The organism is Pseudomonas sp. BJP69, assembly GCF_007633355.1.
Lineage (GTDB): Bacteria > Pseudomonadota > Gammaproteobacteria > Pseudomonadales > Pseudomonadaceae > Aquipseudomonas > Aquipseudomonas juntendi.
Map to the genome: position 1 here is coordinate 4,736,632 of NZ_CP041933.1, position 26,615 is coordinate 4,763,246.

24 protein-coding genes and 2 tRNA genes are annotated in these 26,615 nt (G+C 61.3%); 5 read left to right on the forward strand and 21 right to left on the reverse strand.

The window, feature by feature from the left end:
* Positions 1 to 2: 2 nt before the first annotated feature.
* The 10 genes from nusA to rlmE form a co-directional block, all read right to left on the reverse strand.
* A complete protein-coding gene (nusA, locus tag FPB55_RS22160; RefSeq protein ID WP_009685349.1) occupies positions 3 to 1,484 on the reverse strand; it encodes a transcription termination factor NusA in 1,482 nt (493 codons plus the stop codon).
* Positions 1,485 to 1,543: 59 nt separating this feature from the next.
* Positions 1,544 to 2,002: a ribosome maturation factor RimP gene (gene rimP / locus FPB55_RS22165; protein WP_009685348.1), complete on the reverse strand. Its 459-nt coding sequence runs from the start codon at positions 2,000 to 2,002 to the stop codon at positions 1,544 to 1,546.
* Positions 2,003 to 2,131: 129 nt separating this feature from the next.
* Positions 2,132 to 2,208 (reverse strand) — tRNA-Met (locus FPB55_RS22170).
* Positions 2,209 to 2,308: 100 nt separating this feature from the next.
* Positions 2,309 to 2,394, reverse strand: a tRNA-Leu gene (locus FPB55_RS22175).
* 21 nt (positions 2,395 to 2,415) lie between these two features.
* Positions 2,416 to 2,814 (reverse strand): preprotein translocase subunit SecG, encoded by a 399-nt coding sequence (secG, locus tag FPB55_RS22180; RefSeq protein ID WP_029885740.1) that lies wholly within the window; start codon positions 2,812 to 2,814, stop codon positions 2,416 to 2,418.
* Between the two features lie 4 nt (positions 2,815 to 2,818).
* The gene (gene tpiA, locus FPB55_RS22185) at positions 2,819 to 3,574 is read right to left on the reverse strand and encodes a triose-phosphate isomerase (protein WP_086977100.1); all 756 of its coding nucleotides are present in this window, start codon (positions 3,572 to 3,574) and stop codon (positions 2,819 to 2,821) included.
* Between the two features lie 65 nt (positions 3,575 to 3,639).
* Complete coding sequence (gene glmM, locus FPB55_RS22190; RefSeq protein WP_009685345.1) at positions 3,640 to 4,980, reverse strand: phosphoglucosamine mutase; 1,341 nt, start codon at positions 4,978 to 4,980, stop codon at positions 3,640 to 3,642.
* Between the two features lie 16 nt (positions 4,981 to 4,996).
* On the reverse strand, positions 4,997 to 5,848 hold the full coding sequence (gene folP, locus FPB55_RS22195) for a dihydropteroate synthase (RefSeq protein ID WP_029885742.1): 852 nt from the start codon (positions 5,846 to 5,848) through the stop codon (positions 4,997 to 4,999).
* A gap of 8 nt (positions 5,849 to 5,856) precedes the next feature.
* Positions 5,857 to 7,761, reverse strand: coding sequence for an ATP-dependent zinc metalloprotease FtsH (gene ftsH, locus FPB55_RS22200; protein WP_009685343.1), 1,905 nt, complete (start codon positions 7,759 to 7,761; stop codon positions 5,857 to 5,859).
* 203 nt (positions 7,762 to 7,964) lie between these two features.
* The gene (gene rlmE, locus FPB55_RS22205; protein ID WP_009685342.1) at positions 7,965 to 8,591 is read right to left on the reverse strand and encodes a 23S rRNA (uridine(2552)-2'-O)-methyltransferase RlmE; all 627 of its coding nucleotides are present in this window, start codon (positions 8,589 to 8,591) and stop codon (positions 7,965 to 7,967) included.
* Positions 8,592 to 8,693: 102 nt separating this feature from the next.
* Between rlmE and yhbY the strand changes: the two genes are divergently transcribed.
* Positions 8,694 to 9,002: a ribosome assembly RNA-binding protein YhbY gene (yhbY, locus tag FPB55_RS22210; protein ID WP_009685341.1), complete on the forward strand. Its 309-nt coding sequence runs from the start codon at positions 8,694 to 8,696 to the stop codon at positions 9,000 to 9,002.
* A gap of 159 nt (positions 9,003 to 9,161) precedes the next feature.
* Here yhbY and FPB55_RS22215 read toward each other — a convergent pair whose 3' ends face one another.
* The 8 genes from FPB55_RS22215 to grpE all read right to left on the reverse strand — a co-directional run bounded on the left by FPB55_RS22215 (position 9,162) and on the right by grpE (position 19,561).
* Positions 9,162 to 9,602: an MFS transporter gene (locus tag FPB55_RS22215; protein ID WP_144189279.1), complete on the reverse strand. Its 441-nt coding sequence runs from the start codon at positions 9,600 to 9,602 to the stop codon at positions 9,162 to 9,164.
* Positions 9,580 to 10,062: a transcription elongation factor GreA gene (gene greA / locus FPB55_RS22220; protein ID WP_029885744.1), complete on the reverse strand. Its 483-nt coding sequence runs from the start codon at positions 10,060 to 10,062 to the stop codon at positions 9,580 to 9,582. The genes FPB55_RS22215 and greA overlap by 23 nt, the downstream gene beginning before the upstream one ends.
* The gene (gene carB, locus FPB55_RS22225; RefSeq protein ID WP_029885745.1) at positions 10,059 to 13,280 is read right to left on the reverse strand and encodes a carbamoyl-phosphate synthase large subunit; all 3,222 of its coding nucleotides are present in this window, start codon (positions 13,278 to 13,280) and stop codon (positions 10,059 to 10,061) included. Before carB ends, greA begins: the two co-directional genes overlap by 4 nt.
* Positions 13,281 to 13,385: 105 nt before the next feature.
* Positions 13,386 to 14,522 (reverse strand): glutamine-hydrolyzing carbamoyl-phosphate synthase small subunit, encoded by a 1,137-nt coding sequence (carA, locus tag FPB55_RS22230; protein WP_003249935.1) that lies wholly within the window; start codon positions 14,520 to 14,522, stop codon positions 13,386 to 13,388.
* Between the two features lie 316 nt (positions 14,523 to 14,838).
* Positions 14,839 to 15,642: a 4-hydroxy-tetrahydrodipicolinate reductase gene (gene dapB / locus FPB55_RS22240; RefSeq protein ID WP_009685336.1), complete on the reverse strand. Its 804-nt coding sequence runs from the start codon at positions 15,640 to 15,642 to the stop codon at positions 14,839 to 14,841.
* Between the two features lie 13 nt (positions 15,643 to 15,655).
* On the reverse strand, positions 15,656 to 16,780 hold the full coding sequence (gene dnaJ, locus FPB55_RS22245; RefSeq protein WP_009685335.1) for a molecular chaperone DnaJ: 1,125 nt from the start codon (positions 16,778 to 16,780) through the stop codon (positions 15,656 to 15,658).
* Positions 16,781 to 16,976: 196 nt separating this feature from the next.
* Positions 16,977 to 18,902, reverse strand: a complete 1,926-nt coding sequence (gene dnaK, locus FPB55_RS22250; protein WP_009685334.1) for a molecular chaperone DnaK — start codon at positions 18,900 to 18,902, stop codon at positions 16,977 to 16,979.
* A 101-nt stretch (positions 18,903 to 19,003) separates the two neighbouring features.
* Positions 19,004 to 19,561: a nucleotide exchange factor GrpE gene (gene grpE, locus FPB55_RS22255; RefSeq protein ID WP_144189283.1), complete on the reverse strand. Its 558-nt coding sequence runs from the start codon at positions 19,559 to 19,561 to the stop codon at positions 19,004 to 19,006.
* Between the two features lie 193 nt (positions 19,562 to 19,754).
* On the opposite strand from grpE, the gene recN reads away from it, so the two are divergent.
* The gene (gene recN / locus FPB55_RS22260; RefSeq protein WP_144189285.1) at positions 19,755 to 21,428 is read left to right on the forward strand and encodes a DNA repair protein RecN; all 1,674 of its coding nucleotides are present in this window, start codon (positions 19,755 to 19,757) and stop codon (positions 21,426 to 21,428) included.
* A 124-nt stretch (positions 21,429 to 21,552) separates the two neighbouring features.
* Here the strand turns inward: recN and fur are convergent, their stop codons facing one another.
* Positions 21,553 to 21,957: a ferric iron uptake transcriptional regulator gene (fur, locus tag FPB55_RS22265; RefSeq protein ID WP_009685331.1), complete on the reverse strand. Its 405-nt coding sequence runs from the start codon at positions 21,955 to 21,957 to the stop codon at positions 21,553 to 21,555.
* Between the two features lie 97 nt (positions 21,958 to 22,054).
* Between fur and bamE the strand changes: the two genes are divergently transcribed.
* Positions 22,055 to 22,591: an outer membrane protein assembly factor BamE gene (gene bamE, locus FPB55_RS22270; RefSeq protein ID WP_009685330.1), complete on the forward strand. Its 537-nt coding sequence runs from the start codon at positions 22,055 to 22,057 to the stop codon at positions 22,589 to 22,591.
* 57 nt (positions 22,592 to 22,648) lie between these two features.
* Here the strand turns inward: bamE and FPB55_RS22275 are convergent, their stop codons facing one another.
* The gene (locus tag FPB55_RS22275; protein ID WP_009685329.1) at positions 22,649 to 23,083 is read right to left on the reverse strand and encodes a type II toxin-antitoxin system RatA family toxin; all 435 of its coding nucleotides are present in this window, start codon (positions 23,081 to 23,083) and stop codon (positions 22,649 to 22,651) included.
* Between the two features lie 163 nt (positions 23,084 to 23,246).
* Between FPB55_RS22275 and smpB the strand changes: the two genes are divergently transcribed.
* On the forward strand, positions 23,247 to 23,729 hold the full coding sequence (gene smpB, locus FPB55_RS22280; protein WP_029887491.1) for an SsrA-binding protein SmpB: 483 nt from the start codon (positions 23,247 to 23,249) through the stop codon (positions 23,727 to 23,729).
* Between the two features lie 169 nt (positions 23,730 to 23,898).
* Here smpB and FPB55_RS22285 read toward each other — a convergent pair whose 3' ends face one another.
* Positions 23,899 to 24,666 carry a GntR family transcriptional regulator gene (locus FPB55_RS22285; protein ID WP_054881451.1) on the reverse strand — a complete coding sequence of 256 codons (768 nt, stop codon included), beginning with the start codon at positions 24,664 to 24,666 and terminating at the stop codon, positions 23,899 to 23,901.
* Positions 24,667 to 24,921: 255 nt separating this feature from the next.
* Here FPB55_RS22285 and FPB55_RS22290 point away from each other — a divergent pair, with 255 nt between their 5' ends.
* Positions 24,922 to 26,592 (forward strand): lactate permease LctP family transporter, encoded by a 1,671-nt coding sequence (locus FPB55_RS22290; RefSeq protein ID WP_029887488.1) that lies wholly within the window; start codon positions 24,922 to 24,924, stop codon positions 26,590 to 26,592.
* The last annotated feature ends 23 nt before the right edge of the window (positions 26,593 to 26,615 follow it).

Sequence of the window (26,615 nt, forward strand, 5' to 3'; positions counted from 1 at the left end):
AATTACTCGAACCAGTGGGCTCGGGCGGCCATGATCAACTTGCCGGCACGCTCTTCGTCGATGCCGTCGATGTCGAGCAGATCGTCGATCGACTGCTCGGCCAGGTCTTCGCGGTTAACCACGCCGCGCACCGCCAGTTCAGCCGCCAGGTCCTTGTCCATGCCCTCAAGGGAGAGCAGGTCTTCGGCCGGGTGGGCGTCTGCCAGTTTTTCTTCGGTAGCGATGGCCTTGGTCAACAAACGGTCCTTGGCTCGAGCGCGGAGCTCATTGACGATGTCTTCGTCAAAGCCATCGATGTTGAGCATTTCTTCCAACGGTACGTAGGCAATTTCTTCGAGGCTGGTGAAGCCTTCGTCGACCAGCACTTGGGCCAGCTCCTCGTCGACTTCCAGTTCATCGATGAAATTGCGCAGGATGTCACCGGTTTCGGCCTGTTGCTTGGCCTGGATGTCCTTCTCGGTCATCACGTTCAAGGTCCAGCCGGTCAACTGACTGGCAAGACGAACGTTCTGACCGCCACGGCCAATGGCCTGGGCCAGGTTGTCCTCGGCGACGGCGATGTCCATGGCATGGGCATCTTCATCAACGATGATCGCCGCGACTTCAGCCGGCGACATGGCGTTGATGACGAACTGCGCCGGGTTATCGTCCCACAGGACGATATCCACACGCTCACCACCCAGCTCCCCGGATACAGCCTGGACGCGCGAACCACGCATGCCGATACAGGCACCTTGCGGGTCGATACGCTTGTCCTTGGAGCGGACGGCGATCTTGGCTCGCGAACCCGGGTCACGGGAAGCAGCCATGACTTCGATCAGGCCCTCGGCAATTTCCGGCACTTCAATGCGGAAAAGCTCGATCAGCATCTGCGGCGCGGTGCGCGACAGGATCAGCTGAGGGCCACGGTTTTCAGTGCGAATTTCCTTCAGCAGTGCACGCAGGCGCACGCCAACACGGAAGGTTTCGCGGGGAATGATGTCTTCGCGGGCCAACAGGGCCTCGGCGTTGTTGCCCAGGTCAACGATAACGTTGTCGCGGGTAACCTTTTTAACGGTACCGGAGATGATTTCGCCAACGCGTTCGCGGTAGGCATCGACCACCTGGGCACGCTCGGCCTCACGGACCTTCTGCACGATGACCTGCTTGGCGGTCTGGGCGGCGATGCGACCAAATTCGATGGACTCGATCTTCTCTTCGATCACGTCACCTACCTTGGCTTCAGGGTGGGTGTCCTTGATCTTGTCCAGCCAGGTCTCGATCGCCGGATCGTCCAGATCGGCTTCATCGACCACGGTCCAGCGACGGAAGGTCTCGTAGCTACCGGTGTGGCGGTTGATTTCCACACGCAGATCGACTTCGTCTTCAAAACGTTTTTTGGTTGCAGTGGCCAGGGCCACCTCCAGCGCTTCGAAAATGACGCCGGGCGGTACACCTTTTTCGTTGGATACCGATTCAACAACCAGCAGTACTTCTTTGCTCATCGTACGCCTCGCCTTGCGCAAGCCATTGGGCCCGGATAGTCCGCCGGGCCCGGCACGTCTCAGTCAAAACTGGGAATAATATTGGCCTTGTCGATCGAATCGATCGGCAGAAGGAATTCCTGGTTGTCCACCTGGACCACCACGTCCTGCTCCTCCACACCGCGGAGAAGGCCCTGGAAGTTACGACGACCCTCGAAGGGTGAGCGCAGCTTGATCTTCACTTGTTCGCCGGCATGCGAGGCAAACTGTTCCAGAGTGAACAGTGGGCGATCCATGCCTGGGGAAGACACCTCGAGGGTGTATTCACTGCTGATTGGATCTTCCACATCGAGGATTGCGCTGGCCTGACGGCTGACTGCTTCGCAATCGTCCACCAGAATACCGCCTTCCTTGTCGATGTAGATGCGCAATACCGAATGCTTACCCTGGGAAACGAACTCGATCCCCCAGCATTGATAGCCCAGACCCTCGACAACCGGGGCCAACAAGGCCTGCAACTGTTCTAGCTTGCTCGACACCTGAACCCCCTCGTGCATGCTGTGCAAATAAAAAATGGGCAAAGCGCCCATCCCTGAAAGCGCCGTTGGACAACGACGCCGAAACTGTTCGGTTAGCAAAAAGCCCCTGAAAAGGGGCTCCGCTGAAGCTGGTTGCGGGGGCTGGATTTGAACCAACGACCTTCGGGTTATGAGCCCGACGAGCTACCAAGCTGCTCCACCCCGCGACAAAGCTGGGGCGAAAGTATAAGACCGAACCCTGCTGAGGGTCAAATCCAAACCTTCACCTGCAAGAAAGCCCGCTAAAGCGGGCTCTCAAGCTTCAATTGGTACCGAGAAGGGGACTCGAACCCCTACACCCTATGGGCACAACCACCTCAAGGTTGCGTGTCTACCAATTCCACCACCTCGGCAATACTACTACTTGAAACCCTTTACTTCTGCTCTTCTGCCGGAGGAGGTACATCACCCGTATTAGGAGTGGCTTCGCTCTTCTGCTGCTGGAGCACCGGTACATCATCATTGACTGCCGGTTTTTGCGGCTCTTTCACTTCTAGCACTGCTGGATCTGGAAGACCTGCTTGGCTAAGCTGGTGAGCTTGTTGCTTCGCGAAGTATCCTAACCCAAGTGCTGTCAAAAAGAAAGTGGCAGCGAGTATAGCAGTTAATTTACTTAGGAACGTTGCAGAGCCTTGGCTCCCGAACACGGTATTAGAAGCACCCGCGCCGAAAGATGCACCTGCTTCAGCACCTTTACCCTGTTGCAACAGTACCAGCACTACTAGCGAAAGCGCTGCCAACAGATGAAAAACAACGATGACTGTTTCCAGCATTTGTTCAGTTTCCTGCGGCGCGACAAATTGCACCGAATTCGTCTGCGTTCAGGGACGCTCCACCAATGAGCCCCCCATCGATATCCGGCATGCCGAACAGTTCGGCCGCATTGGCCGCCTTCACGCTGCCGCCGTAGAGCAACTGCACCTTCGCAGCCACTTCAGCATCTTCTGCCGCCAGCTGGCCGCGGATGGCGGCGTGCACATCCTGGGCCTGCTGTGGCGTGGCCGTAAGGCCAGTGCCGATGGCCCATACAGGCTCATAGGCAATTACTGCATTGGCAAAAGCCTTAACACCGAATGCTTCGATGATACTGCTTAGTTGACGCCCGACAACTTCGAGCGTTTTGCCTGCCTCGCGCTCTTCCAGGGTTTCCCCTATACAAAGCACTGGCTTCAAACCTTTGGCCTGGGCCGCTGCAAACTTGCGATTCAGCACTTCGTCGGTTTCGCCAATGATCTGGCGACGCTCGGAATGGCCAATCAACACCAACTTGCAACCTGCTTCAACCAGCTGCTCGGGAGCAACTTCCCCGGTCAGCGCACCCTGTTCGGGTTGTACAGCAGAATTCTGTGCACCGACAGTAATTTCTTTACCCGCCAGGCCATCGATCACTTGATTGATGAACAAGGCCGGTGGAAATACTGCGACTTCCACTCCGCTCGGCAAGGCGAGATTGCTCAAGCCTTCGGTCAGCTCAGCGACGCTAGCGCGGGTACCGTGCATCTTCCAGTTACCAGCTACCATAGGGCGACGCATGCTTTACCTCGTCGGTCAAAGTGGGCGCAGATCTTACCCAACCAGATCTGCGCTGGCAAGCGCCTTCAGACACAAACTTCGCCAACCAGTTTGGCCAGGGCTTCGGCATGGCCACGCACCTGCGCTTCGTCCTCGCCTTCAACCATTACCCGCACCAGCGGCTCGGTACCGGACTTGCGCAACAGCACACGCCCGCGCCCCGCCAGCGCCTCGGTGACCTTGGCGCTGGCTTCCTGCACGGCCGGGTGCTGCAGCGGGTCGACCTTGCTGCCGCCAAAGCGCACATTGATCAGCACCTGCGGGCATTTGCGCAGGGCCTGGCGGGCCTGGGCCAGGCCCTCGCCGCGGCGCTTGAGCGCCATCAGCACCTGCAACGCGGCAATGATCGCATCACCGGTAGTGGTGTAGTTGCAGCACACCACGTGGCCCGAGTTTTCGCCGCCCACCAGCCACTCACGCTCAAGCAGCTCGGCCATCACATAACGGTCACCGACCTTGGCCCGCACGAAGGGGATATCCAGGTCCTTGAGCGCCAGCTCCAGGCCCAGGTTGCTCATCAGCGTACCCACTACCCCGCCCTGGAGCTTGCCACGCTCCTGCAGGTCGCGGGCAATGATGAACAGCAACTCGTCGCCATCGACGATCGCCCCGGTGTGGTCAACCATCAGTACGCGGTCACCGTCACCGTCGAAGGCAATGCCGAGATCGGCATGCCCGACCAGCACCGCAGCCTGCAGCGATTCGATATGGGTCGAGCCGCAGTTTTCGTTGATGTTCAACCCGTCGGGCTGGGCATGCAGCACAGTGACATCGGCACCCAGCTCGCGGAACACGCTTGGCGCAACCTTGTAGGTGGCACCATGAGCGCAATCGACCACCAGCTTGAGGCCTGCGAAACTGGTGCTGCTCGGTACGCTGCTTTTGCAAAACTCGATATAGCGGCCAGCAGCATCGTTGATACGCGACACCTTGCCCAGCTTGCTCGACTCGACCACGGTCATCGGCTGATCGAGCAGTTCCTCGATCATCAGTTCGACGTCGTCCGGCAGCTTGGTGCCCTGGCCCGAGAAGAACTTGATGCCGTTGTCGTCATGCGGGTTGTGCGAGGCACTGATGACGATACCGGCTTCGGCGTGGAAGGTACGTGTAAGGTAGGCGATGGCCGGTGTCGGCATCGGCCCCAGCAGCATCACATCGGCCCCTGCCGCCGACAGGCCGGCTTCGAGGGCAGACTCGAACATGTAGCCGGAGATACGCGTGTCCTTGCCCACCAGCACCCGGCAGTGGCCGAGCTTGCGGAAGGCCATGCCGGCCGCCCAACCCAGCTTCAGCATGAAGTCCGGGGTGATCGGGTATTCGCCGACGCGGCCACGAATGCCGTCGGTACCAAAGTATTTTCTGCTCATAGGGACTCCAATGTTCTTATTCGGCGCCTTGTACCGCAGCGATCATGCGCACCACATCGACCGTTTCGGCCACGTCGTGGACACGCAGGATGCTCGCGCCCTTGGTCATGGCCAGGGCTGCCAGTGCCAGGCTGCCGTACAGGCGCTCGTCGACCGGACGTTCCAGCGTCAGGCCGATCATGCTCTTTCGCGAGACCCCCACCAGCAGTGGGCGCCCAAGACGATGGAGCGTTTCCATGTGCTTGAACAGGCTCAGGTTGTGCGCCAGCGTTTTGGCGAAACCAAAGCCCGGGTCAAGGATGATGCGTTGTTCATCAATACCGGCCGATGCGCAGGCCGCCATGCGCTGCTGCAGATACCGGGCAACATCGGCAGTCACGTTCTCGTAGTGCGGGTCGTCCTGCATGTTGCCCGGCTCGCCACGCATGTGCATCAGGCACACCGGCAGGCCGGTGGCGGCAGCGGCATCCAGGGCGCCGTCGCGCTCCAGGCCACGCACGTCGTTGATCAACCCGGCGCCAAGGCGCGCAGACTCACGCATGACGGCCGGGGTTGAGGTATCGACGGAGATGACCACGTCCAGGCGACTGTTGATGGCCTCGACCATCGGCGCCACACGCTCGAGCTCCTCGGTGACCGAAACGGCGCGCGCCCCAGGCCGGGTGGACTCACCACCGATGTCGATCAGCGTGGCACCGGCGGCAACCATGGCTTCGGCATGGCGCAAGGCCTCGTCGCGCTGGTTGAAGCGCCCGCCATCGGAGAAGGAATCGGGGGTGATATTGAGAATACCCATGACATGGGTACGTGACAAATCAAGAACCCGGTTGCCGCAAGGCAACCGGGTCGGGTACTGCACTGAGCTCATAGATGCCCTTAGTGTTGAGCTGCCGGGCCGCCAATCGGCGATTCCGGACGATCGTTCTGGGCAGCAGGCGTACCCGAATCCGTATCATCGTCCCAGTCACGCGGCTCGCGCGGCGTACGCCCAGCCATGATGTCGTCGATCTGATCGGCATCAATGGTCTCATACTTCATCAGCGCTTCGGTCATTGCTTCGAGCTTGTCGCGGTTTTCGACCAGCAACTGCTTGGCCGTGGCGTAGCACTGGTCGATGATGCTGCGCACCTCGGAGTCGATCAGCTTGGCGGTTTCGCCGGAAACGCTGGCGTGCTGGCTGGCAGCGCTGCGGCCCAGGAACACCTCGCCGTCTTCTTCGGCATACATCAACGGACCGAGTTTTTCGGACAGGCCCCACTTGGTCACCATGTTTCGTGCGATCTGGCTGGCACGCATGATGTCGTTGGAAGCGCCGGTGGTAACCCCGTCGAAGCCCAGGGTCATCTCTTCGGCGATACGACCGCCGTACAGCGAGCAGATCTGGCTGATCAAGGCACGCTTGGACAGGCTGTAACGGTCCTCTTCCGGCAGGAACATGGTCACACCCAGGGCCCGACCACGCGGGATGATCGAAACCTTGTAGACCGGGTCGTGCTCAGGCACCAGGCGGCCGACGATGGCGTGGCCCGCCTCGTGGTAGGCAGTGTTACGTTTTTCTTTCTCGGACATGACCATGGTCTTGCGCTCGGCGCCCATCATGATCTTGTCCTTGGCCAGCTCGAACTCCTTCATCTCCACCAGGCGCTTGTTGGAGCGGGCGGCAAACAGGGAAGCTTCGTTGACCAGGTTGGCAAGGTCGGCACCGGAGAAGCCCGGCGTACCCCGCGCGATAACGGCCGGGTTGACGTTCTCGCTGACCGGCACCTTGCGCATGTGCACCTTCAGGATCTGCTCGCGGCCGCGGATGTCCGGCAGGCCGACCACCACCTGGCGGTCGAAACGGCCGGGGCGCAGCAGCGCCGGGTCGAGTACGTCCGGGCGGTTGGTGGCGGCGATGACGATGATGCCATCGTTCATCTCGAAGCCGTCCATTTCCACCAGCAGCTGGTTCAGGGTTTGCTCACGCTCGTCGTGACCACCGCCCATGCCGGCACCACGGTGGCGACCCACGGCGTCGATCTCGTCGATGAAGATGATGCACGGGGCGTGCTTCTTGGCCTGCTCGAACATGTCGCGCACACGGCTGGCACCGACACCGACGAACATTTCAACGAAGTCCGAACCGGAAATGGTGAAGAACGGGACTTTTGCCTCACCGGCAATGGCCTTGGCCAGCAGGGTTTTACCGGTACCGGGCGGGCCTACCATCAGCACGCCACGCGGGATCCGGCCGCCCAGGCGCTGGAACTTGCCCGGGTCACGCAGGAACTCGACCAGCTCGCCAACTTCTTCCTTGGCCTCGTCGCAACCGGCGACGTCGGCCAGGGTCGTCTTGACCTGGTCTTCGGACAGCAGGCGCGCCTTGCTCTTGCCAAAGCTCATGGGCCCGCCTTTACCGCCGGCACCGCCCTGCATCTGGCGCATGAAGAACATGAACACGGCGATAATCACCAGGATCGGGAAGCTTGCTACCAACAGCTGCGTCCAGATGCTCTGCTGCTCAGGCTGCTTACCTTCGACCACCACGTGGTTGTCGACGAGGTCGCCGATCAGGCCGTTATCGGTGATGGCCGGGCGCACGGTCTTGAAGCTGTCGCCATCGGAGCGCTTGCCGGTAATGATGTAGCCGTCGACGGTCACACGCTCGACCTTGCCATCCTTGACCTGCTGGATGAAGTCGGAGTAGTTGAGGGTCTGCGGCTCGTTAGGGCTGGAGAAGTTGTTCATCACTGTCACCAGGACAGCTGCGATGATCAACCACAGGATCAGATTCTTTGCCATGTCGTTCAATTCGCTACCCTCTGAGGCCGGCGCACGACGCAGCCGTGCCTCGCATGATATTCATCGCCCTAACTTACTACATTACCTACGCAGCCGCAGGCACCGTCTGTAACCCTTTGTGAAAGCTAGACTACACGAAGTTCGGACGATCCTGACGCCGCGGCCGATTGGAAATAACTATCGGCCGCCGCGCTTCACGCCTTTCAAGCGCCTTTGAAACCTTTGCCCAACAGGTACTGTTCACGCGAGCGGTCCCGCGATGAAGAAGGCTTGCGCATCTGCACCTTGTCGAACTTGGTGCGCACGTCCTTCAGGTACATGTCGAAGCCTTCGCCCTGGAAAATCTTGATCAGGAAATCCCCGCCGGGCTTGAGCACGCGGGTTGCCAGGTCCAGGGCCAGCTCGCAGAGGAACATGGCACGTGGCATGTCCACTTCGGGCGTACCACTCATATTGGGGGCCATGTCGGAAATCACAAGGTCCACGTGCGAATCACCGACCGCGTCGAGGATTTGCTGGAGCACGGCGTCTTCGGTGAAATCGCCCTGGATGAAGGTAACGTCGGGGATCGAGTCCATTTCCAGGATATCCGAAGCGATGAGCCGGCCCTGGCCGCCAATCAGACGACTGGTCACCTGCGACCACCCGCCCGGGGCCGCACCCAGGTCGATTACGCTCATGCCGGGGCGGATCAGGCGGTCCTTTTCCTGGATCTCCAGCAGTTTGTAGCTCGCACGCGAGCGGTAGCCGTCCTTCTGTGCCTGTTTCACAAAAGGATCGTTGAAATGCTCTCGCAGCCAGTTTGCGCTGCTTTTGGAACGTTGTACCACGGGGCACCTCGATGATATGCGTCGTGATTGACTGGGCGGAGCCGGTGGCCCTCGGGTAAAATGCCGGTCAATTTTACAGAATCAGACGGAAAGGGTCAGATTATGCCGCTCAATAACGAGCAGAAGAAGCAATACAAGTCCATTGGTCATGACCTGAAGCCGGTCCTGATCGTTGCTGGCAATGGTTTGAATGAAGGCGTGGTCGCCGAGCTGGAACGCGCACTGGTCGATCATGAACTGATCAAGGTCGAGATTCGCTCGGAAGACCGCGAAGAACGCGCCGAGACCATCGCCGAGCTGTGCAAGGCCGGCCGCGCCGAACTGGTGCAGACCATCGGCAAGAAAGCCCTGATCTACCGCAAGAACCCACAACCGAACAAGCAGCTGTCCAACATTCACCGTTACAAGTAGCGGAAAGGATAGCGCGCCGCCTGTGTAGGAGCGGCCTTGTGTCGCGATGGGCTGCGAAGCGGCCCCCTGCAATATCTGTGGTTAAGCTGATATCTGGGGGCTGCTTCGCAGCCCATCGCGACACAAGGCCGCTCCTACCAGGGACTGCAACAGCCTGGGCTAGCGGCGGACTTTGACCGGCACCGGCTGGGCCACCAGCACGATGCCGGAGAAGCCCAGCACCAGGAAGCAGAACATCTGCCAGCGCTCGCCAACGGAAATGCCGTAACGCAGGGTGTAGTACCCCACACACGCACCGAAGCCGAGCAACAGCATCTGGCCGCGAAACTGCCGCCACCAGGCCGCCAGGCCTTCCACCCTTGCCAGCACAGCCAGCTGGGTCAACAAGCCAAGCAACGCCACGCCGATCAACCAGCGGTCGATCTGCCCGGCGATATCCTGCACCAGCAGCGGCGCCAGGCCGCTGACCTTGAGCGCAGGCACCAGCCCCACATGGAACACCCACAGGCCACCGACCCAGAATACCTGGGCCAGTTGCCAGAGGATCCCCTCGAGGGATGGCGCCCGCAGGCGCCGGTCAGATGTGTTTGACTTCGACAATCTCGTACTCGACCGTACCGTTAGGCGTCTTGACGACAACGGTATCCCCTTCTTCCTTGCCAATGATGGCACGGGCAATCGGGGCGCTGTTCGACAGCTTGCCTTTCTTCACATCGGCTTCATCTTCGCCAACGATCTGATAGGTCACTTCTTCATCGGTTTCGGTGTTGGCCAGCACCACGGTGGTGCCAAAAATCACCTTGCCGGTGTGAGCGATGGTGGTGACGTCGATCACCACCGAGTTCTGCAGGCGGCCTTCGATATCGCGGATACGCGCCTCGACCATGCCCTGCTCTTCACGCGCGGCATGGTATTCGGCGTTTTCCTTGAGGTCGCCCAGCTCACGCGCTTCACCAATGGCTTGGCTCAGGCGCGGGCGCTCGGTCTTGCTCAGGAAGGTCAGCTCCTCTTCCAGGGCGCGAGCGCCCTGGACGGTCATCGGGTATTTGGTAATGCTCATGCTTTGAGTCCTGCATGCAGATCCTGCAGGCGACGAACAGTCTTCTCGGGACCGAATTTCAACGCCTCGCAGATGGCTTCACCAGCCGCAATGGTAGTGGTGCAGTAAATCTTGTGCTGCAGCGCATTGCGACGAATCGAGTAGGAGTCGGCGATCGACTGGCGGCCTTCGGTGGTGTTGATGATCAGCGACACTTCGTCGTTCTTGATCATGTCGACCACGTGCGGGCGGCCTTCGGTCACCTTGTTCACGCGGCGCACTTTCAGGCCAGCCGCCTCGATAACCTTGGCGGTGCCGGCAGTAGCAACCACTTCGAAGCCCAGGGCGATCAGGTCACGGGCAACGCCAGCCACTTGTGGCTTGTCGTCGTCACGCACGCTGATGAACGCGGTGCCGCCGGTAGGCAGCACTTCGCTGGCACCCATCTGGGCTTTGGCGAAGGCTTCACCGAAGCTGTCACCAACACCCATGACCTCACCGGTCGATTTCATCTCAGGGCCGAGGATCGGGTCAACCCCTGGGAACTTGGCGAACGGGAAGACGGCTTCCTTGACGCTGTAGAAGTTCGGGATGATTTCCTGGGTGAAGCCCAGCTCTTTCAGGGTTTTGCCAGCCATGACGCGGGCCGCGATCATGGCCAGGGAAGTGCCGATGCACTTGGACACGAACGGCACGGTACGCGATGCACGCGGGTTGACTTCGATCACGTAGATCTTGTCGCCCTGCAGGGCCAGCTGCACGTTCATCAGGCCGACCACGCCCAGCTCCAGGGCCATTTTCTTGACCTGTTCGCGCACTTCGTCCTGCACGCCCTTGCTCAGCGAGTAAGGTGGCAGGGAGCATGCCGAGTCACCGGAGTGAACGCCGGCCTGTTCGATGTGCTGCATGATCGCGCCGATGACCACGTCGGTACCGTCGCACACCGCATCCACGTCCATTTCGATGGCGCAGTTGAGGAAGTGGTCGAGCAGTACCGGGCTGTCGTTGGAAACCTGAACAGCCTCACGCAGGTAGCGCTTGAGCTCGTCCAGTTCGTAGACGATCTCCATGGCACGGCCACCCAGTACATAGGATGGGCGCACGACCAGCGGGTAGCCGATGCTGCCGGCGGCACGAATGGCCTCTTCTTCGCTGCGCACGGTCGCGTTTGGCGGCTGCAGCAGGTTCAGGCGCTGGACCATCTGCTGGAAGCGCTCGCGGTCTTCGGCGCGGTCGATGGCGTCCGGGCTGGTACCGATGATCGGCACACCGGCCTCTTCCAGGGCGCGCGCCAGCTTCAGCGGGGTCTGGCCGCCGTAGTGCACGATCACGCCTTTGGGCTTCTCGACGCGGCACACTTCCAGCACGTCTTCCAGGGTCAGCGGCTCGAAGTACAGGCGGTCGGAGGTGTCGTAGTCGGTGGAAACGGTTTCCGGGTTGCAGTTGACCATGATGGTCTCGTAACCGTCGTCGCGCAGCGCCAGAGCGGCGTGTACGCAGCAGTAGTCGAACTCGATACCTTGGCCGATACGGTTCGGGCCACCACCCAGGATCATGATCTTGTCACGGGTCGACGGGTTGGCCTCGCACTCTTCCTCGTAGGTGGAGTACAGGTAGGCGGTGTCGGTGGCGAACTCGGCGGCGCAGGTATCGACGCGCTTGTACACCGGGAACACTTCGAGCTTGTGGCGGTGGCGGCGCAGGTTCTTGTCGGTGATACCCAACAGCTTGGCCAGGCGCTGGTCAGAGAAGCCCTTGCGCTTGAGGCGCAGCATGTAGTCCTTGTCGATGGCCGACAGGGCCAGGGTCTTGACCTTCTCTTCTTCTTTGATCAGGTCTTCCATCTGCACCAGGAACCACATGTCGATGCCGGTCAGATTGAAGATTTCTTCGCAGGTCATGCCCGAACGCATGGCGTCGGCGACATACCAGATACGCTCGGCACCCGGCACGGTCAGCTCGCGCTTGAGGATGCTGGCAGCTTCCGGGCTGGCCAGGTCGACTTTCGGGTCGAGGCCGCAAGCGCCCACTTCCAGGCCACGCAGGGCTTTCTGCAGGGACTCCTGGAAGGTACGGCCGATGGCCATGACTTCACCCACGGACTTCATCTGGGTGGTCAGGCGGGCGTCGGCCTTGGGGAATTTCTCGAAGGCGAAGCGCGGCAGCTTGGTGACCACGTAGTCGATCGACGGCTCGAAGGAGGCCGGGGTACGGCCGCCGGTGATGTCGTTCTGCAGCTCGTCGAGGGTGTAGCCGATGGCCAGCTTGGCGGCGATCTTGGCGATCGGGAAGCCAGTAGCCTTGGAGGCCAATGCCGAGGAACGCGAAACGCGCGGGTTCATCTCGATCACGACCATGCGGCCGGTGTTCGGGCAGATACCGAACTGCACGTTGGAACCGCCGGTTTCCACACCAATTTCACGCAGCACCGCCAGCGAGGCGTTGCGCATGATCTGGTATTCCTTGTCGGTCAGGGTCTGCGCCGGGGCAACCGTGATCGAGTCACCGGTGTGCACGCCCATCGGGTCGAAGTTCTCGATGGAGCAGACGATGATGCAGTTGTCCTTTTTGTCGCGGACCACTTCCATCTCGTACTCTTTCCAACCGATCAGCGATTCGTCGATCAGCAGTTCCTTGGTTGGCGACAGGTCCAGGCCACGGGTGCAGATTTCTTCGAATTCTTCACGGTTGTAGGCAATACCGCCGCCAGTGCCGCCCATGGTGAACGACGGGCGGATGATGCAAGGGAAGCCCAGCTTCTCCAGCACCGCATTGGCCTCTTCCATGCTGTGGGCGATACCCGAACGCGGGCACTCCAGGCCGATGTCCTTCATTGCCTTGTCGAAGCGCGAGCGGTCTTCGGCCTTGTCGATGGTGTCGGCGTTGGCACCGATCATCTCTACGCCGAACTTTTCCAGAACGCCGTGGCGCTCCAGGTCCAGGGCGCAGTTCAGTGCAGTCTGGCCACCCATGGTCGGCAGCACGGCGTCTGGGCGCTCTTTCTCGATGATCTTGGCCACCGACTGCCACTTGATCGGCTCGATGTAGGTGGCGTCGGCCATGGCCGGGTCGGTCATGATGGTGGCTGGGTTGGAGTTCACCAGGATGACGCGGAAACCTTCCTCGCGCAGGGCTTTGCAAGCCTGGGCGCCGGAGTAGTCGAATTCACAGGCCTGGCCGATCACGATCGGGCCAGCGCCGAGAATCAGGATGCTTTTGATGTCTGTACGTTTTGGCATGGTGGTCACTCAAATCCGGGGTCAGTCGGCAAGCCGCTTTGAACAATCTGGGTCAGGCGCTGCCGGGCGCGGCGTGTGCCGGCCCGGGGCCTTGAAGCAGGATGCTCAGCGGCGCTTGGCCATGGCATCGGTGAAACGATCGAACAGTGGCGCGACGTCGGTCGGGCCTGGGCTCGCTTCAGGGTGGCCCTGGAAGCTGAACGCGCTCTTGTCGGTACGCTCGATACCCTGCAGGGTGCCGTCGAACAGCGACTTGTGGATGGCGCGGACATTGCCCGGCAGGGTGGCTTCGTCAACGGCAAAGCCGTGGTTCTGGCTGGTGATCATGACCACGCCGGTGTCCAGGTCTTGCACCGGGTGGTTGGCACCGTGGTGGCCATGGCCCATTTTCACAGTCTTGGCACCGGAGGCCAGCGCCAGCAACTGGTGGCCCAGGCAGATGCCGAATACCGGAATCTCGGTTTCGAGGATTTCCTTGATGGCCTGGATGGCGTAGTCGCACGGCTCGGGGTCGCCAGGGCCGTTGGACAGGAACACGCCGTCCGGGTTGAGCGCCAGCACTTCGCTGGCCGGGGTCTGGGCCGGCACCACGGTCACGCGGCAGCCACGGGCAACCAGCATGCGCAGGATGTTCAGCTTGACGCCGTAGTCGAAGGCCACCACGTGGTAGGGCAGGTCGGCCGCGTCGATGGTCGGGTGGCTGTCGGTTTTCAGCTCCCACACGCTGGAGCGCCACTCGTAGCGTTCCTTGGTGGAAACCACCTTGGCCAGGTCCATGCCCTTGAGGCCCGGGAAACCGCGGGCAGCGGCGATGGCCGCCTCTTCGCTGATGTTGTCACCCGCCAGGATGCAGCCGTTCTGGGCGCCCTTCTCACGCAGGATGCGGGTGAGGCGACGGGTGTCGATGCCGGCGATGGCAACCACATTGTTGGCCTTGAGGTACTCCGGCAGCGACTGGGTGTTGCGCCAGTTGCTGGCCAGCAGCGGCAGGTCACGGATGACCAGGCCGGCGGACCACACGCGGTTGGACTCGGCGTCTTCCGGGGTGGTACCGGTGTTGCCGATGTGCGGGTAGGTCAGGGTGACGATTTGCTGCGCGTAGGAAGGGTCTGTAAGGATTTCCTGGTAGCCGGTCATAGCGGTGTTGAATACCACCTCACCAACGGTCTGACCGTCGGCACCAATGGCTTCACCGCGAAAAATACTGCCGTCGGCAAGGGCGAGTATGGCTGGCTTTGTCAAGAAGACCTCCCGTAAATCAAGCATGAAAGGGCGATCGCAGGTTGCAAAAAAGCGGAGTGACGTATGGACACGTCACCCCGCTTTCATGTGCTGAATTCAATTCGCTGCGCGCTTTTAGTGGACACACTAAAGCTGTAGCTTACAGAAAAGTGCGTTTTCGGTCTACCGCATATGTGCCTCTAAAACGCATCGATGCGACAGGCTGACTATTGTGTTGGCCTCTTCGCGGGCTTGCCCGCTCCTACAGGTTTTGTGCAAGGCCCAAGCCCTGTGGGAGCGGGCAAGCCCGCGAAGAAGCCAACACAGCCCTCACTGCTTAACGCAGATCAAGCACATCCTGCATGTCGTACAGGCCAGGCTCACGCCCGTCGAGCCACAGCGCCGCACGCACGGCGCCCTTGGCGAAGGTCATGCGGCTGGAGGCCTTGTGGGTGATCTCCAGGCGCTCGCCTTCTGCAGCGAACAGCACGGTGTGATCACCGACCACGTCGCCGGCACGTACGGTGGCAAAGCCGATCGTCTTGCGGTCGCGCGCGCCGGTCTGCCCTTCACGGCCATACACGGCCACTTCCTGCAGATCGCGGCCCAGCGCGTTGGCAACCACTTCACCCATGCGCAACGCCGTACCCGAAGGGGCATCGACCTTGTGGCGGTGGTGCGCCTCGATGATTTCGATATCCACATCATCGCCCAGCACGCGTGCCGCCATGTCGAGCAACTTCAGGCTCAGGTTGACGCCAACGCTGAAGTTGGCAGCGAACACGATTGGAATGTCCTTGCCCGCCTCGGCCAGCAACTGCTTTTCTTCGACGGTGAAACCGGTGGTACCGATGACCATGGCCTTGCCGTGCTTGCGGCAGAACGCCAGGTTCTTCAGGGTGACCGACGGGTGGGTGAAATCGATCAGCACGTCGAACTCGTCCACCACCTTGGCCAGGTCGTCGGACAGCAGCACACCAATGCGCCCCAGGGCCGCCAGTTCACCGGCATCGGCGCCGACCAGCGAGCTGTCCGGGCGGTCGACCGCCGCCGTCAGCCCGGCGCCGGGTTGCTGCTGCACGGCCTCGATGAGGGTCTTGCCCATACGCCCTGCCGCGCCCATCACTGCAATACGTCGCATAGCCTTTTCCTTGTCAGAGATCGCCGAAGAAGCGCTTCACGCCATCGAACCAGCCACTGGCCTTGGGCGAGTGCGAACTGTCGCCTTCCAGCGAATCACGCAGCTCTTCGAGCAGTTCGCGCTGACGGCGGCTGAGGTTGACCGGGGTTTCCACCGCCACACGGCACAGCAGGTCACCGGCACCACCACCGCGCACCGGCGCCACACCCTTGCCACGCAAGCGGAACTGCTTGCCGGTCTGGGTGCCTTCCGGAATACGCAGCTTCACGCGGCCATCGAGGGTCGGCACTTCCAGCTCGCCGCCCAGGGCGGCATCGGTGTAGCTGATCGGCACTTCGCAGTACAGGTGCTTGCCGTCACGCTGGAAGATCTCGTGCTCACGCACACTGATCACCACATACAGGTCGCCGGTCGGGCCACCATGGGTGCCGGCCTCGCCTTCACCCGACAGACGGATGCGGTCACCGGTATCGACACCGGCCGGCACCTTGACCGACAGGGTCTTGTATTCCTCGACGCGGCCTTCGCCGTGGCACGAGGTGCAAGGGTCGGTGATGATCTTGCCCTGGCCATGGCAACGCGGGCAGGTTTGCTGCACCGAGAAGAAGCCCTGCTGCATGCGAACCTGGCCGATGCCACCACAGGTGGGGCAGGTCGACGGGGTGGAGCCCTTCTTGGCGCCGGAGCCATCGCACGGCTGGCAGTTGACCAGGGTCGGCACACGGATGCTGACCGTAGTGCCGCGCACCGCTTCTTCCAGGTTCAGCTCCAGGGTGTAACGCAGGTCGCTGCCACGCTGGGCGCCACCGCGTCCGCCACCGCGGCCACCGCCGAAGAAGTCGCTGAACACATCGCCGAAGATGTCGGAGAAGTTTGCGCCACCGAAACCAGGGCCGCCGCCACCCATGCTCGGGTCGACACCGGCATGGCCATACTGGTCGAACGCCGCGCGCTTACTGGCATCAGACAGCACTTCGTAGGCCTCGTTGGCCTCTTTGAACTTGTCTTCGGACTCTTTATCGCCCGGGTTGCGGTCCGGGTGGTATTTCATCGCCAGACGGCGATAAGCCTTTTTGAGGTCTGCCTCGGTGGCGCCGCGCTCGACACCCAGAACCTCATAATAATCACGCTTGGACATAGGTCATTTGCACCTTGTTGGGCGTGTGGCATCTGCGCCACGCCATCAGCACCTGCGCTCGCCCACCGGGGCCGCTGACAGATGCTGTAAAAATTCTCGAATTCCAGATACGCCAACGCGGGAGCAAGCCCCCGCGCGGCGACATCCTACCAGTTCACCGACAAACCACGGTGAACTGGCCGACAACATGCAACGATTACTTCTTGTCGTCGCCTTTGACTTCTTCGAACTCGGCGTCAACCACGTCATCGTGCTTGGCTTCCGGCTCGGCCTGCTGCGCGCCACCCTGAGGCTGTTCGGCCGACTGCTCGGCGTACATCTTCTGGGCAACCGGGGCAGAGACCTTGGACAGCTCTTCGACCTTGGCGTCGATAGCGGCCTTGTCGTCGCCTTTGACAGCGGCTTCCAGGGCAACAACGGCAGCCTCGATGGCGGTTTTCTCTTCAGCGGTAACCTTGTCACCGGCGTCAGCAACCATCTTGCGGGTCGAGTGAACCAGCGCATCACCCTGGTTACGGGCAGCAGCCAGCTCTTCGAACTTGCGGTCTTCCTCGGCGTTGGCCTCGGCGTCACGCACCATGCGCTCGATTTCTTCGTCCGACAGGCCGGAGTTGGCCTTGATCACGATCGACTGCGACTTGCCGGTGGCCTTGTCTTTGGCGCTGACGTGCAGGATGCCGTTGGCGTCGATGTCGAAGGTCACTTCGATTTGCGGCACACCGCGTGGCGCTGGCGGAATGTCGGCCAGGTCGAACTTGCCCAGCGACTTGTTCTGCGCAGCCTGCTTACGCTCACCCTGCAGCACGTGAATGGTCACAGCGCCCTGGTTGTCGTCGGCAGTCGAGAACACCTGCGACTTCTTGGTCGGGATGGTGGTGTTCTTCTCGATCAGCGAAGTCATCACGCCGCCCATGGTTTCGATACCCAGGGTCAGTGGGCTGACGTCCAGCAGCAGCACGTCTTTCACGTCGCCAGCCAGTACCGCGCCCTGAATGGCAGCACCCATGGCCACGGCTTCGTCCGGGTTGACGTCCTTGCGGGCTTCTTTACCGAAGAAGTCAGCAACGGCCTTCTGCACCAGCGGCATACGGGTCTGGCCACCGACCAGGATCACGTCGTCGATCTTGCTGGCGTCGATGCCGGCGTCTTTCAGCGCTACGCGGCATGGCTCGATGGTACGGGTAACCAGGTCTTCGACCAGCGACTCCAGCTTGGCGCGGGAGATTTTCACGTTCAGGTGCTTCGGACCGGTGGCATCTGCAGTGATGTACGGCAGGTTGACGTCGGTCGACTGAGCGGACGACAGCTCGATCTTGGCTTTTTCAGCAGCTTCTTTCAGACGCTGCAGGGCCAGTGGATCGTTCTTCAGGTCCATGCCCGACTCTTTCTTGAACTCGTCGACGAGGTAGTCGATCAGGCGCATGTCGAAGTCTTCGCCACCCAGGAAGGTGTCGCCGTTGGTAGCCAGTACTTCGAACTGGTGCTCGCCGTCGACTTCGGCAATTTCAATGACCGACACGTCGAAGGTACCACCACCCAGGTCATAGACGATGACGGTGTGGTCGCCCTTGGCCTTGTCCATGCCGTAGGCCAGTGCAGCGGCAGTCGGCTCGTTGATGATACGTTTTACGTCCAGGCCCGCGATGCGGCCGGCGTCTTTGGTAGCCTGGCGCTGGCTGTCGTTGAAGTAGGCCGGCACGGTGATTACCGCTTCGGTCACGGCCTCGCCGAGGTAGTCTTCGGCGGTTTTCTTCATTTTCTTCAGCACTTCAGCGCTGATTTGCGGCGGTGCCATGTCTTTGCCGCCCGCTTGTACCCAAGCGTCGCCATTGCTGGCCTTGACGATTTTGTAGGGCACCAGCTTGATGTCTTTCTGCACGACGTCTTCTTCGAAGCGGCGGCCGATCAGGCGCTTCACGGCGAACAGGGTGTTGTGCGGGTTGGTGACGGCCTGGCGCTTGGCCGACTGGCCAACCAGGATTTCGCCATCGTTGGCGTAGGCCACGATCGAAGGGGTAGTACGCGCACCCTCGGCGTTTTCGATGACTTTGACGTTACCGTTTTCCAGAATAGAGACGCACGAGTTGGTGGTCCCCAGGTCGATACCGATGATCTTGCCCATGTTAACTCTCCCGAAACTTGAATTTGGTAGCAGCGACTAATTTGGCCAACTGCGGTAATACTTGAAGGCTTGACACCTAGATGGGGATGCCCCGACGGATTTCAAGCCTTTTCATTGATCGAGGGTTGCGCCGCGCTCGGCGCCTTGCTGACCACCACCATGGCGGGGCGCAGCAGGCGGCCGTTGAGCAGGTAACCCTTCTGGAACACGTTCAACACGCTGTTAGGCTCTACGTCAGCGCTTTCCTGCATGGCCATGGCCTGGTGGTGCTCAGGGTTGAACGGCTGGCCATGCGGGTCGACCGCTTCGAGGTTGTAGCGCTTGAGGGTGTCCTGGAACATTTTCAGGGTCAGCTCCACGCCTTCGCGGATCTGCTTGACGTTTTCATCCTCGGCGCTGGAGTGGGCCAGGGCCAGTTCCAGGCTGTCGATCACCGGCAGCAGGTCGCTGGAGAACTTCTCCAGGGCGAACTTGTGGGCTTTCTCGACATCCTGCTCGGCGCGGCGGCGCACGTTCTGCAAGTCGGCCACGGCGCGCAGCGATTGGTCCTTGGCGGCGGCCAGCTGTTCCTCGAGTTCCAGAACACGGGCATCCGCAGTGGTTTGGGCACCGGTTTCTTCAACATTAAGGTCTTTTTCGTTCAGCTGTTCGTCAGCCATGGGGTCTCTCCTGCGCAATTTTGTGGACTGCGAGCCAGGCTCGCCTTGGTTGTCGGCTATATGGGGCCGGAAAAACCAGCTTCAAGGGGCAAGCGGGTTTTCAGGCACAAACAGAATCCGCCAAGAGGCATTGGCAGGCCTGAAAAAAGTACTGTATAAATAACCAGACCTGACTTTTCGGGAGCCGCCCCCCATGCTGGTGCACCTGTCCATTCACAACTACGCCATTGTCGAACACCTCGACCTCGAAATTGCCCGCGGCATGTCCGTCATCACGGGCGAGACCGGCGCTGGCAAATCGATCATGCTCGACGCCCTCGGCCTGGCCCTGGGCGACCGGGCCGACAGCGGCGTGGTGCGCCCTGGCACCGACAAGGCCGATATCCTGGCCACCTTCGACCTGGTGGACATCCCCGAAGCGCACACCTGGCTGGCCGAGCGCGACATGGACAGCGACGGCCTGTGCATTTTACGCCGCGTCATCACCGCAGAAGGGCGCAGCCGGGGCTACATCAACGGCACCCCGTGCCCGCTCGGCGACCTCAAGGCCCTGGGCGAACTGCTGATCGACATCCACAGCCAGCATGAGCACCAGTCGCTGCTGAAAACCGACACCCATCGCCGCCTGCTAGACGAGTACGCCGGCGCTGTCGACCTTGCCCGCCAGGTGCAGCTGGCCGCCAAACGCTGGCAGCAAACCCGCCTGGAACTGGAGCGCCTGTCCAACTCCGGTGACGAGCAGCGCGCCCGCCATCAACTGCTCAGCTACCAGCTGGAAGAGCTGGACAACCTCGCCCTCGGCGAGCACGAGCTGGAACAACTGGAGCAGGAGCACAAGAACCTGACCAGCGCCGAAGCCCTGTTCGGTATCTGCCGCCAGGTCATCGACCAGTGCAGCGAAAGCGATTCGGGCAACGTACTCAGCGCCCTCACCGCCAGCCTCAACCGCCTGGGCGCCGCCACCCAGTCGCCCAAGGCGCTGACCGAGGCGGCCAACCTGATCGCCAGCGCGCAGATCCAGGTTGAAGAAGCGGTGGGTGAGCTCAACCGCTTCCTGGACAACTTCGATGCCGACCCGATGCGCCTGCAGGCACTGGAGGAGCGCCTCGACACCATCTATACCCTGGCGCGCAAACACCGTGTGCACCCGACCGAGCTGCCCCACCTGCAGCAGCAACTGATGGAAGAGCTGGAAGGCCTGAACGCCAGCGATGAATCAATTGAACAGCTGGGCGAAGAGCTGGCTGCGTATGCCCAGCACTATAAAGAGCGGGCCAGCGAACTCAGCGCCCTGCGCCGGCAGGCCGCCCAGCAGTTGGCGGTGGCGGTGGAACAGGAAATCCAGCGCCTGGGCATGCCTGGCGGGCGCTTCCGTATCGAGCTGACCCCGCACGAGGCTACGGAACTCTCGCCGCATGGCCTGGAGCAGATCGAGCTGCTGGTCAGCGCCAACCCGGGGCAACCCCTCAAGGGCCTGGCCAAGGTTGCGTCGGGTGGCGAACTGTCGCGCATCAGCCTGGCGATCCAGGTGATCACGGCACAGACCTCGCGCATTCCCACGCTGGTATTCGACGAAGTGGATGTGGGTATCGGCGGGCCCACCGCAGAAATCGTCGGCCAGCTGCTGCGCCGGCTGGGTGAGCGCGGCCAGGTGCTGACCGTGACCCACCTGCCGCAGGTGGCAGCGCAGGGGCACCACCACCTGTTCGTGCACAAGGTGCGCAACAGCGACACCACCCACACCGCCGTGGCCAGCCTGGGCAAGCGCGAGCGCGTGGAAGAAGTCGCGCGCATGCTGGGCGGCATCGACCTGACCAAGGAATCCCTGGCGCATGCGCGCAAGATGGTGGTTACCAGCAAGGCCTGAAGCCACTGGATTTCCGGGGCCGCTTGCGGCCCTGTCGCGACGCAATGCCGCTCACTGACCTACTGCCCCTAAAAGCACAAAGGCGACCCGAAGGTCGCCTTTGCTGTCCATAACGATTGAATCGTTACTTCTTCTTACGCACGTACAGGACCAGATTGTGGTCCACCAGCTCGAAACCGTGTTCCTCCACGATTTCACGCTGACGCTTCTCGATGGCGGCGTCCATGAACTCGATGACTTCACTGGTATCCACGTCGACCATATGGTCGTGGTGACCGCCATCGGCCAGTTCGAATACCGCATGACCGCCGTCGAAGTTGTGGCGAACCACCAGACCCGCCGCTTCGAACTGGGTCAGTACGCGGTACACGGTAGCCAGGCCAACGTCCTCGCCAGCCTCCATCAGCGCCTTGTAGACATCCTCGGCGCTCATGTGACGCTGCTCGGCAGAGTCGAGCATCTGAAGGATCTTGACTCGAGGCAGGGTTACCTTGAGACCGGCTTTGCGTAATTCGCTATTTTCAACCATGGTCAGCTTTCTCGCCGATGCTGCTTCGCAGCTTCTCTTAATACGGGTATGATCGGGGTTTACGTTGTCCAGCCAAGATAGTGGAAGTCGCCCACCGATGCAAAACACCAAGCTCTTGCTAAACAGCCTCGCCCTCGCGGGACTGCTCGCACTCGCCGGTTGCTCGTTTCCCGGGGTTTACAAAATCGACATCCAGCAGGGCAATGTCGTCACGCAGGACATGATAGACCAATTGCGCCCGGGAATGACCCGACGGCAAGTGCGGTTTATCATGGGCAACCCGCTGATTCAGGACACTTTCAACACCAACCGTTGGGATTACCTGTACAGCCTGCAGCCTGGTGGCGGCCAACGCCAGCAGGAGCGCATGAGCATTTTCTTCAACGACAGCGACCAACTGGTCAGCCTGTCTGGCGACTTTATGCCAGGCGTTAGCCGCGACCAGGAAATTCTGGGTGGCAGCAGCGATACCACGGTCAGCCCCGGCACCGAGCCAGGCCAAACCGAGCAGCCCGCCACACAACCGGCGGAGCAACCCGCCAAGCCTGGTTCGACCGAAGAGGCCATCCAGCGCGAAATCGATACCATCGAGACCACCCCGGTGCCTACGCCAGCACCGCTGGAAACCCGGTAATCGAAAGCAACAAAAAAGCCCGGACTTGTTCCGGGCTTTTTGTTGCTGCCTGCCTGATCAGCCGTTCAACTGCTTGGCACGCTGGCAGAACGCATCGACCAGGGTATTCGCCGCCTGGTTGAACAGCGGCCCCAACGTGGCACGCACAATGGGCCCGGCATAATCGAACGACAGGTCCAGGCTGATTTTGCAGGCCTTCTCGCCCAAAGGCTTGAACACCCACACCCCATGCAATTGGGTAAAGGGGCCCTCCTCCAGGTTCATTTCGATGGACTGCCCGGGCACCAGCACGTTGCGCGTCACAAAGTGCTGGCTCATGCCGCCCTTGGCCACTTCGAGCTTGGCACGCATGTGCGTTTCGCTGCTGTCGATCACCGTCGCGGCCGAGCACCACGGCAGGAACTGCGGGTAGCTGGCCACGTCGTTGACCAGATCGTAGAGCGCCTGGGCGGGGTATGGCAGCAGGGCGGAGCGTTGAATATGGGTAGTCATCCAGGCGTCACTTCCAAGGCTGGGTGGCGGCGCTTCGCAGCGTGCCAAAAACAGATTCTGTCGGCAGGACAGGGCTTGTATTGTCCGGTATTCATTGCGGTGGCTCAAGCACACCGAAATCCCATAGCGAACGACGCACGGTCTTGCCTATAATGCCGGCCCTATGGCTAAACAAAAGAAACATCCGACCGGGACCATCGCGCAAAACAAAAAAGCGCGACACGATTACTTCATCGAACACAAGTTCGAGGCCGGGCTGGTCCTGTCCGGTTGGGAAGTAAAAAGCCTGCGAGCCGGCAAGGCGCACCTCGTGGACAGCTACGTGCTGCTCAAGGACGGTGAGGCCTGGCTGTTCGGCAGCCACATCACCCCGCTGACCACGGCCAGCACCCACGTGATCGCCGACCCGATGCGCACGCGCAAGCTGCTGCTGAACAAGCGCGAGCTCGAGCGCCTGGAAGCGGCGGTGGCGCAAAAGGGTTACACCTGCGTGGCGTTGTCGCTGTACTGGAGCAAGCACCTGATCAAGTGCGAAATTGCACTGGGCAAGGGCAAGAAGGAATTCGACAAGCGCGACACCGTGCGCGAACGCGATTCCAACCGCGAGCTGCAGCGGGCGGTGCGCAACAAGGGCAAGGAAGACTAAAACCTTCTTTGTCAGCAGCGCGGTCAGTGTAGGAGCGGCCTTGTGTCGCGATGGGCTGCGAAGCAGCCCCAGCAATCTCGGCTCATTGCCGAAGCCCAGGGGCCGCTTCGCAGCCCATCGCGACACAAGGCCGCTCCTACATTAACCGCACATGCATGAAGAGACCGAGTCAACGCCCGCTACGCCGCTCCGCCCGCGCCACCCGCTGCGCCTCCTCATGGGCCTCTTCCAGCACTTCCTGCACATACAGAATGTGCCGGCTGGACACCTCTCGCGCCTCCTCCGCCCTGCCTTCGACAATCGCCAAGTACAGCTCGCGGTGCTGGCTGATCAGCATGTCGCGAGTCTCGGTCCGCTGCTGGTACATGCCACCAATGTTGGTCACCACGTTGCGCTTGAGCAGGTCGAACAGGCCACGAATGGTGTGCAACAGCACCGCGTTATGGCTGGCCTCGGCAATTGCCAGGTGGAAGCGCGCATCGGCCGCGCCCTCCTCGGCCCGGGTCACTTCATCGACCCTGGCGTAGCAGTCCTGCAGCGTGTCGAACGCCGCCTTCAGCCGCGCCCGGTCTGGCTCGGTGGCGCGTTGCGCCGCGTAATACGCACAGGACGCCTCCAGCGTATGGCGAAACTCGAGCAGGTCGCGCTGGGCCTCGGGGCTATGTTCCAGCAGCTGCAACAGCGGGTCACTGAAGGTGGACCCCAGCGACTCGGCGACAAAGTTGCCGCCCCCCTGCCGGCTGACCAACAAGCCCTTGGCCACCAGCTTCTGGATCGCCTCACGCAGTGACGGGCGCGACACGCCGAACTGTTCGGCAAGCGCACGCTCGGCGGGCAGCCGCTGCCCCGACGTGAGGGTGCCCTCCAGAATCATCGCTTCCAACCGATCGACAATGTCGTCGGACAGGCGCCGTTGGCGAACCTGATCAAAAACCATCACATGCTCTCCACAAACCCTGGCACACACCCGGGGGTGCCTATTCTCGCCGATCCAGAGCGCGCGAACACCCATCAGGCCATGATTTTCCCGGCACATCAGCTGCCCGCTCATCGGCACGCGACCAAAGTTTTGCACGGGACAAATTGACACACCCACGACAGCGCTTTTAACCTAGCGACCAGCCATTGTAAATTGGTCTTACCAATTATCCAATGCCAGCGCCTGACCAACAACAATTAGGGGCCACCCCATATGCAAACCTGGCAACAACTCTATAGCCCGCTTGGTAGTCTTGGCCTGTCCGCACTGGCGGCGGTCATTCCCATCGTGTTCTTCTTCCTTGCCCTCGCCGTGTTCCGCCTGAAGGGCCACGTGGCGGGTAGCATTACCCTGGCCTTGTCGGTACTGGTGGCCATATTTGCCTTCCAGATGCCGGTCGACATGGCCCTGGCTGCCGCAGGTTACGGCTTCCTTTACGGCCTTTGGCCAATTGCCTGGATCATCGTTGCCGCGGTGTTCCTGTACAAACTCACGGTCAAGAGCGGCCAGTTCGAAGTGATCCGCAGCTCGGTGCTGTCGATCACCGACGACCAGCGCCTGCAGGTACTGCTGATCGGTTTCTGCTTCGGCGCGTTTCTGGAAGGTGCAGCAGGCTTCGGCGCGCCGGTGGCCATCACCGCCGCACTGCTGGTCGGCCTGGGCTTCAACCCACTGTACGCCGCCGGCCTGTGCCTGATCGCCAACACCGCACCGGTCGCCTTCGGCGCCCTGGGCATCCCGATCATCGTGGCCGGCCAGGTGACCGGTATCGACGCCTTCCACATCGGCGCCATGACCGGCCGCCAGCTGCCGCTGCTGTCGCTGTTCGTGCCGTTCTGGCTGGTGTTCATGATGGACGGCCTGCGCGGCGTGAAAGAAACCTGGCCTGCGGCCCTGGTCGCCGGCCTGAGCTTTGCCGTAACCCAGTACTTCACCTCGAACTTCATCGGCCCCGAGCTGCCAGACATCACCTCGGCCCTGGCCAGCCTGATCTGCCTCACCCTGTTCCTGAAAGTGTGGCAACCCAAGCGCGCGTTCGGCGAAGCCAAGGCCAGCGTGGGTGCCGCCGTGGTGCAGCCAAGCGGCAGCCAGCCAAGCCCTTACAGCTTTGGCGAAATTTTCAAGGCCTGGTCGCCGTTCCTGATCCTGACCGTGCTGGTCACCATCTGGACCCTGAAACCGTTCAAGGCCGCCTTCGCCCCGGGCGGCGCGATGTACAACTTCGTGTTCAACTTCGCCATCCCGCACCTTGACCAACTGGTGATCAAGACCGCACCGATCGTGGCCGCGCCAACCGCCATGCCCGCAGTGTTCAAGCTGGACCCGATCTCCGCCACCGGCACCGCGATCTTCCTCTCGGCACTGATCTCCATGGCGGTGCTGAAAATCAACGTCAAAACTGGTCTTACCACTTTCAAAGAAACCTTCTGGGAGCTGCGCTGGCCCATCCTGTCGATCGGCATGGTGCTGGCCTTCGCCTTCGTCACCAACTACTCGGGCATGTCGTCGACCATGGCCCTGGTGCTGGCCGGCACGGGCGCGGCGTTCCCGTTCTTCTCGCCGTTCCTTGGCTGGCTGGGTGTGTTCCTGACCGGGTCGGACACCTCGTCCAACGCCCTGTTCAGCTCGCTGCAGGCCACCACCGCCCACCAGATCGGGGTCAACGACACCCTACTGGTAGCGGCCAACACCAGCGGCGGCGTGACCGGCAAGATGATCTCGCCGCAATCGATCGCCGTGGCCTGCGCCGCCACCGGCCTGGTCGGCAAGGAATCCGACCTGTTCCGCTTCACCGTCAAGCACAGCCTGTTCTTTGCCACCATCGTCGGCCTGATCACCCTGATCCAGGCTTACTGGCTGACCGGCATGCTGGTTCATCACTAAAGTGAAAGGGGCCGGGCGCCATC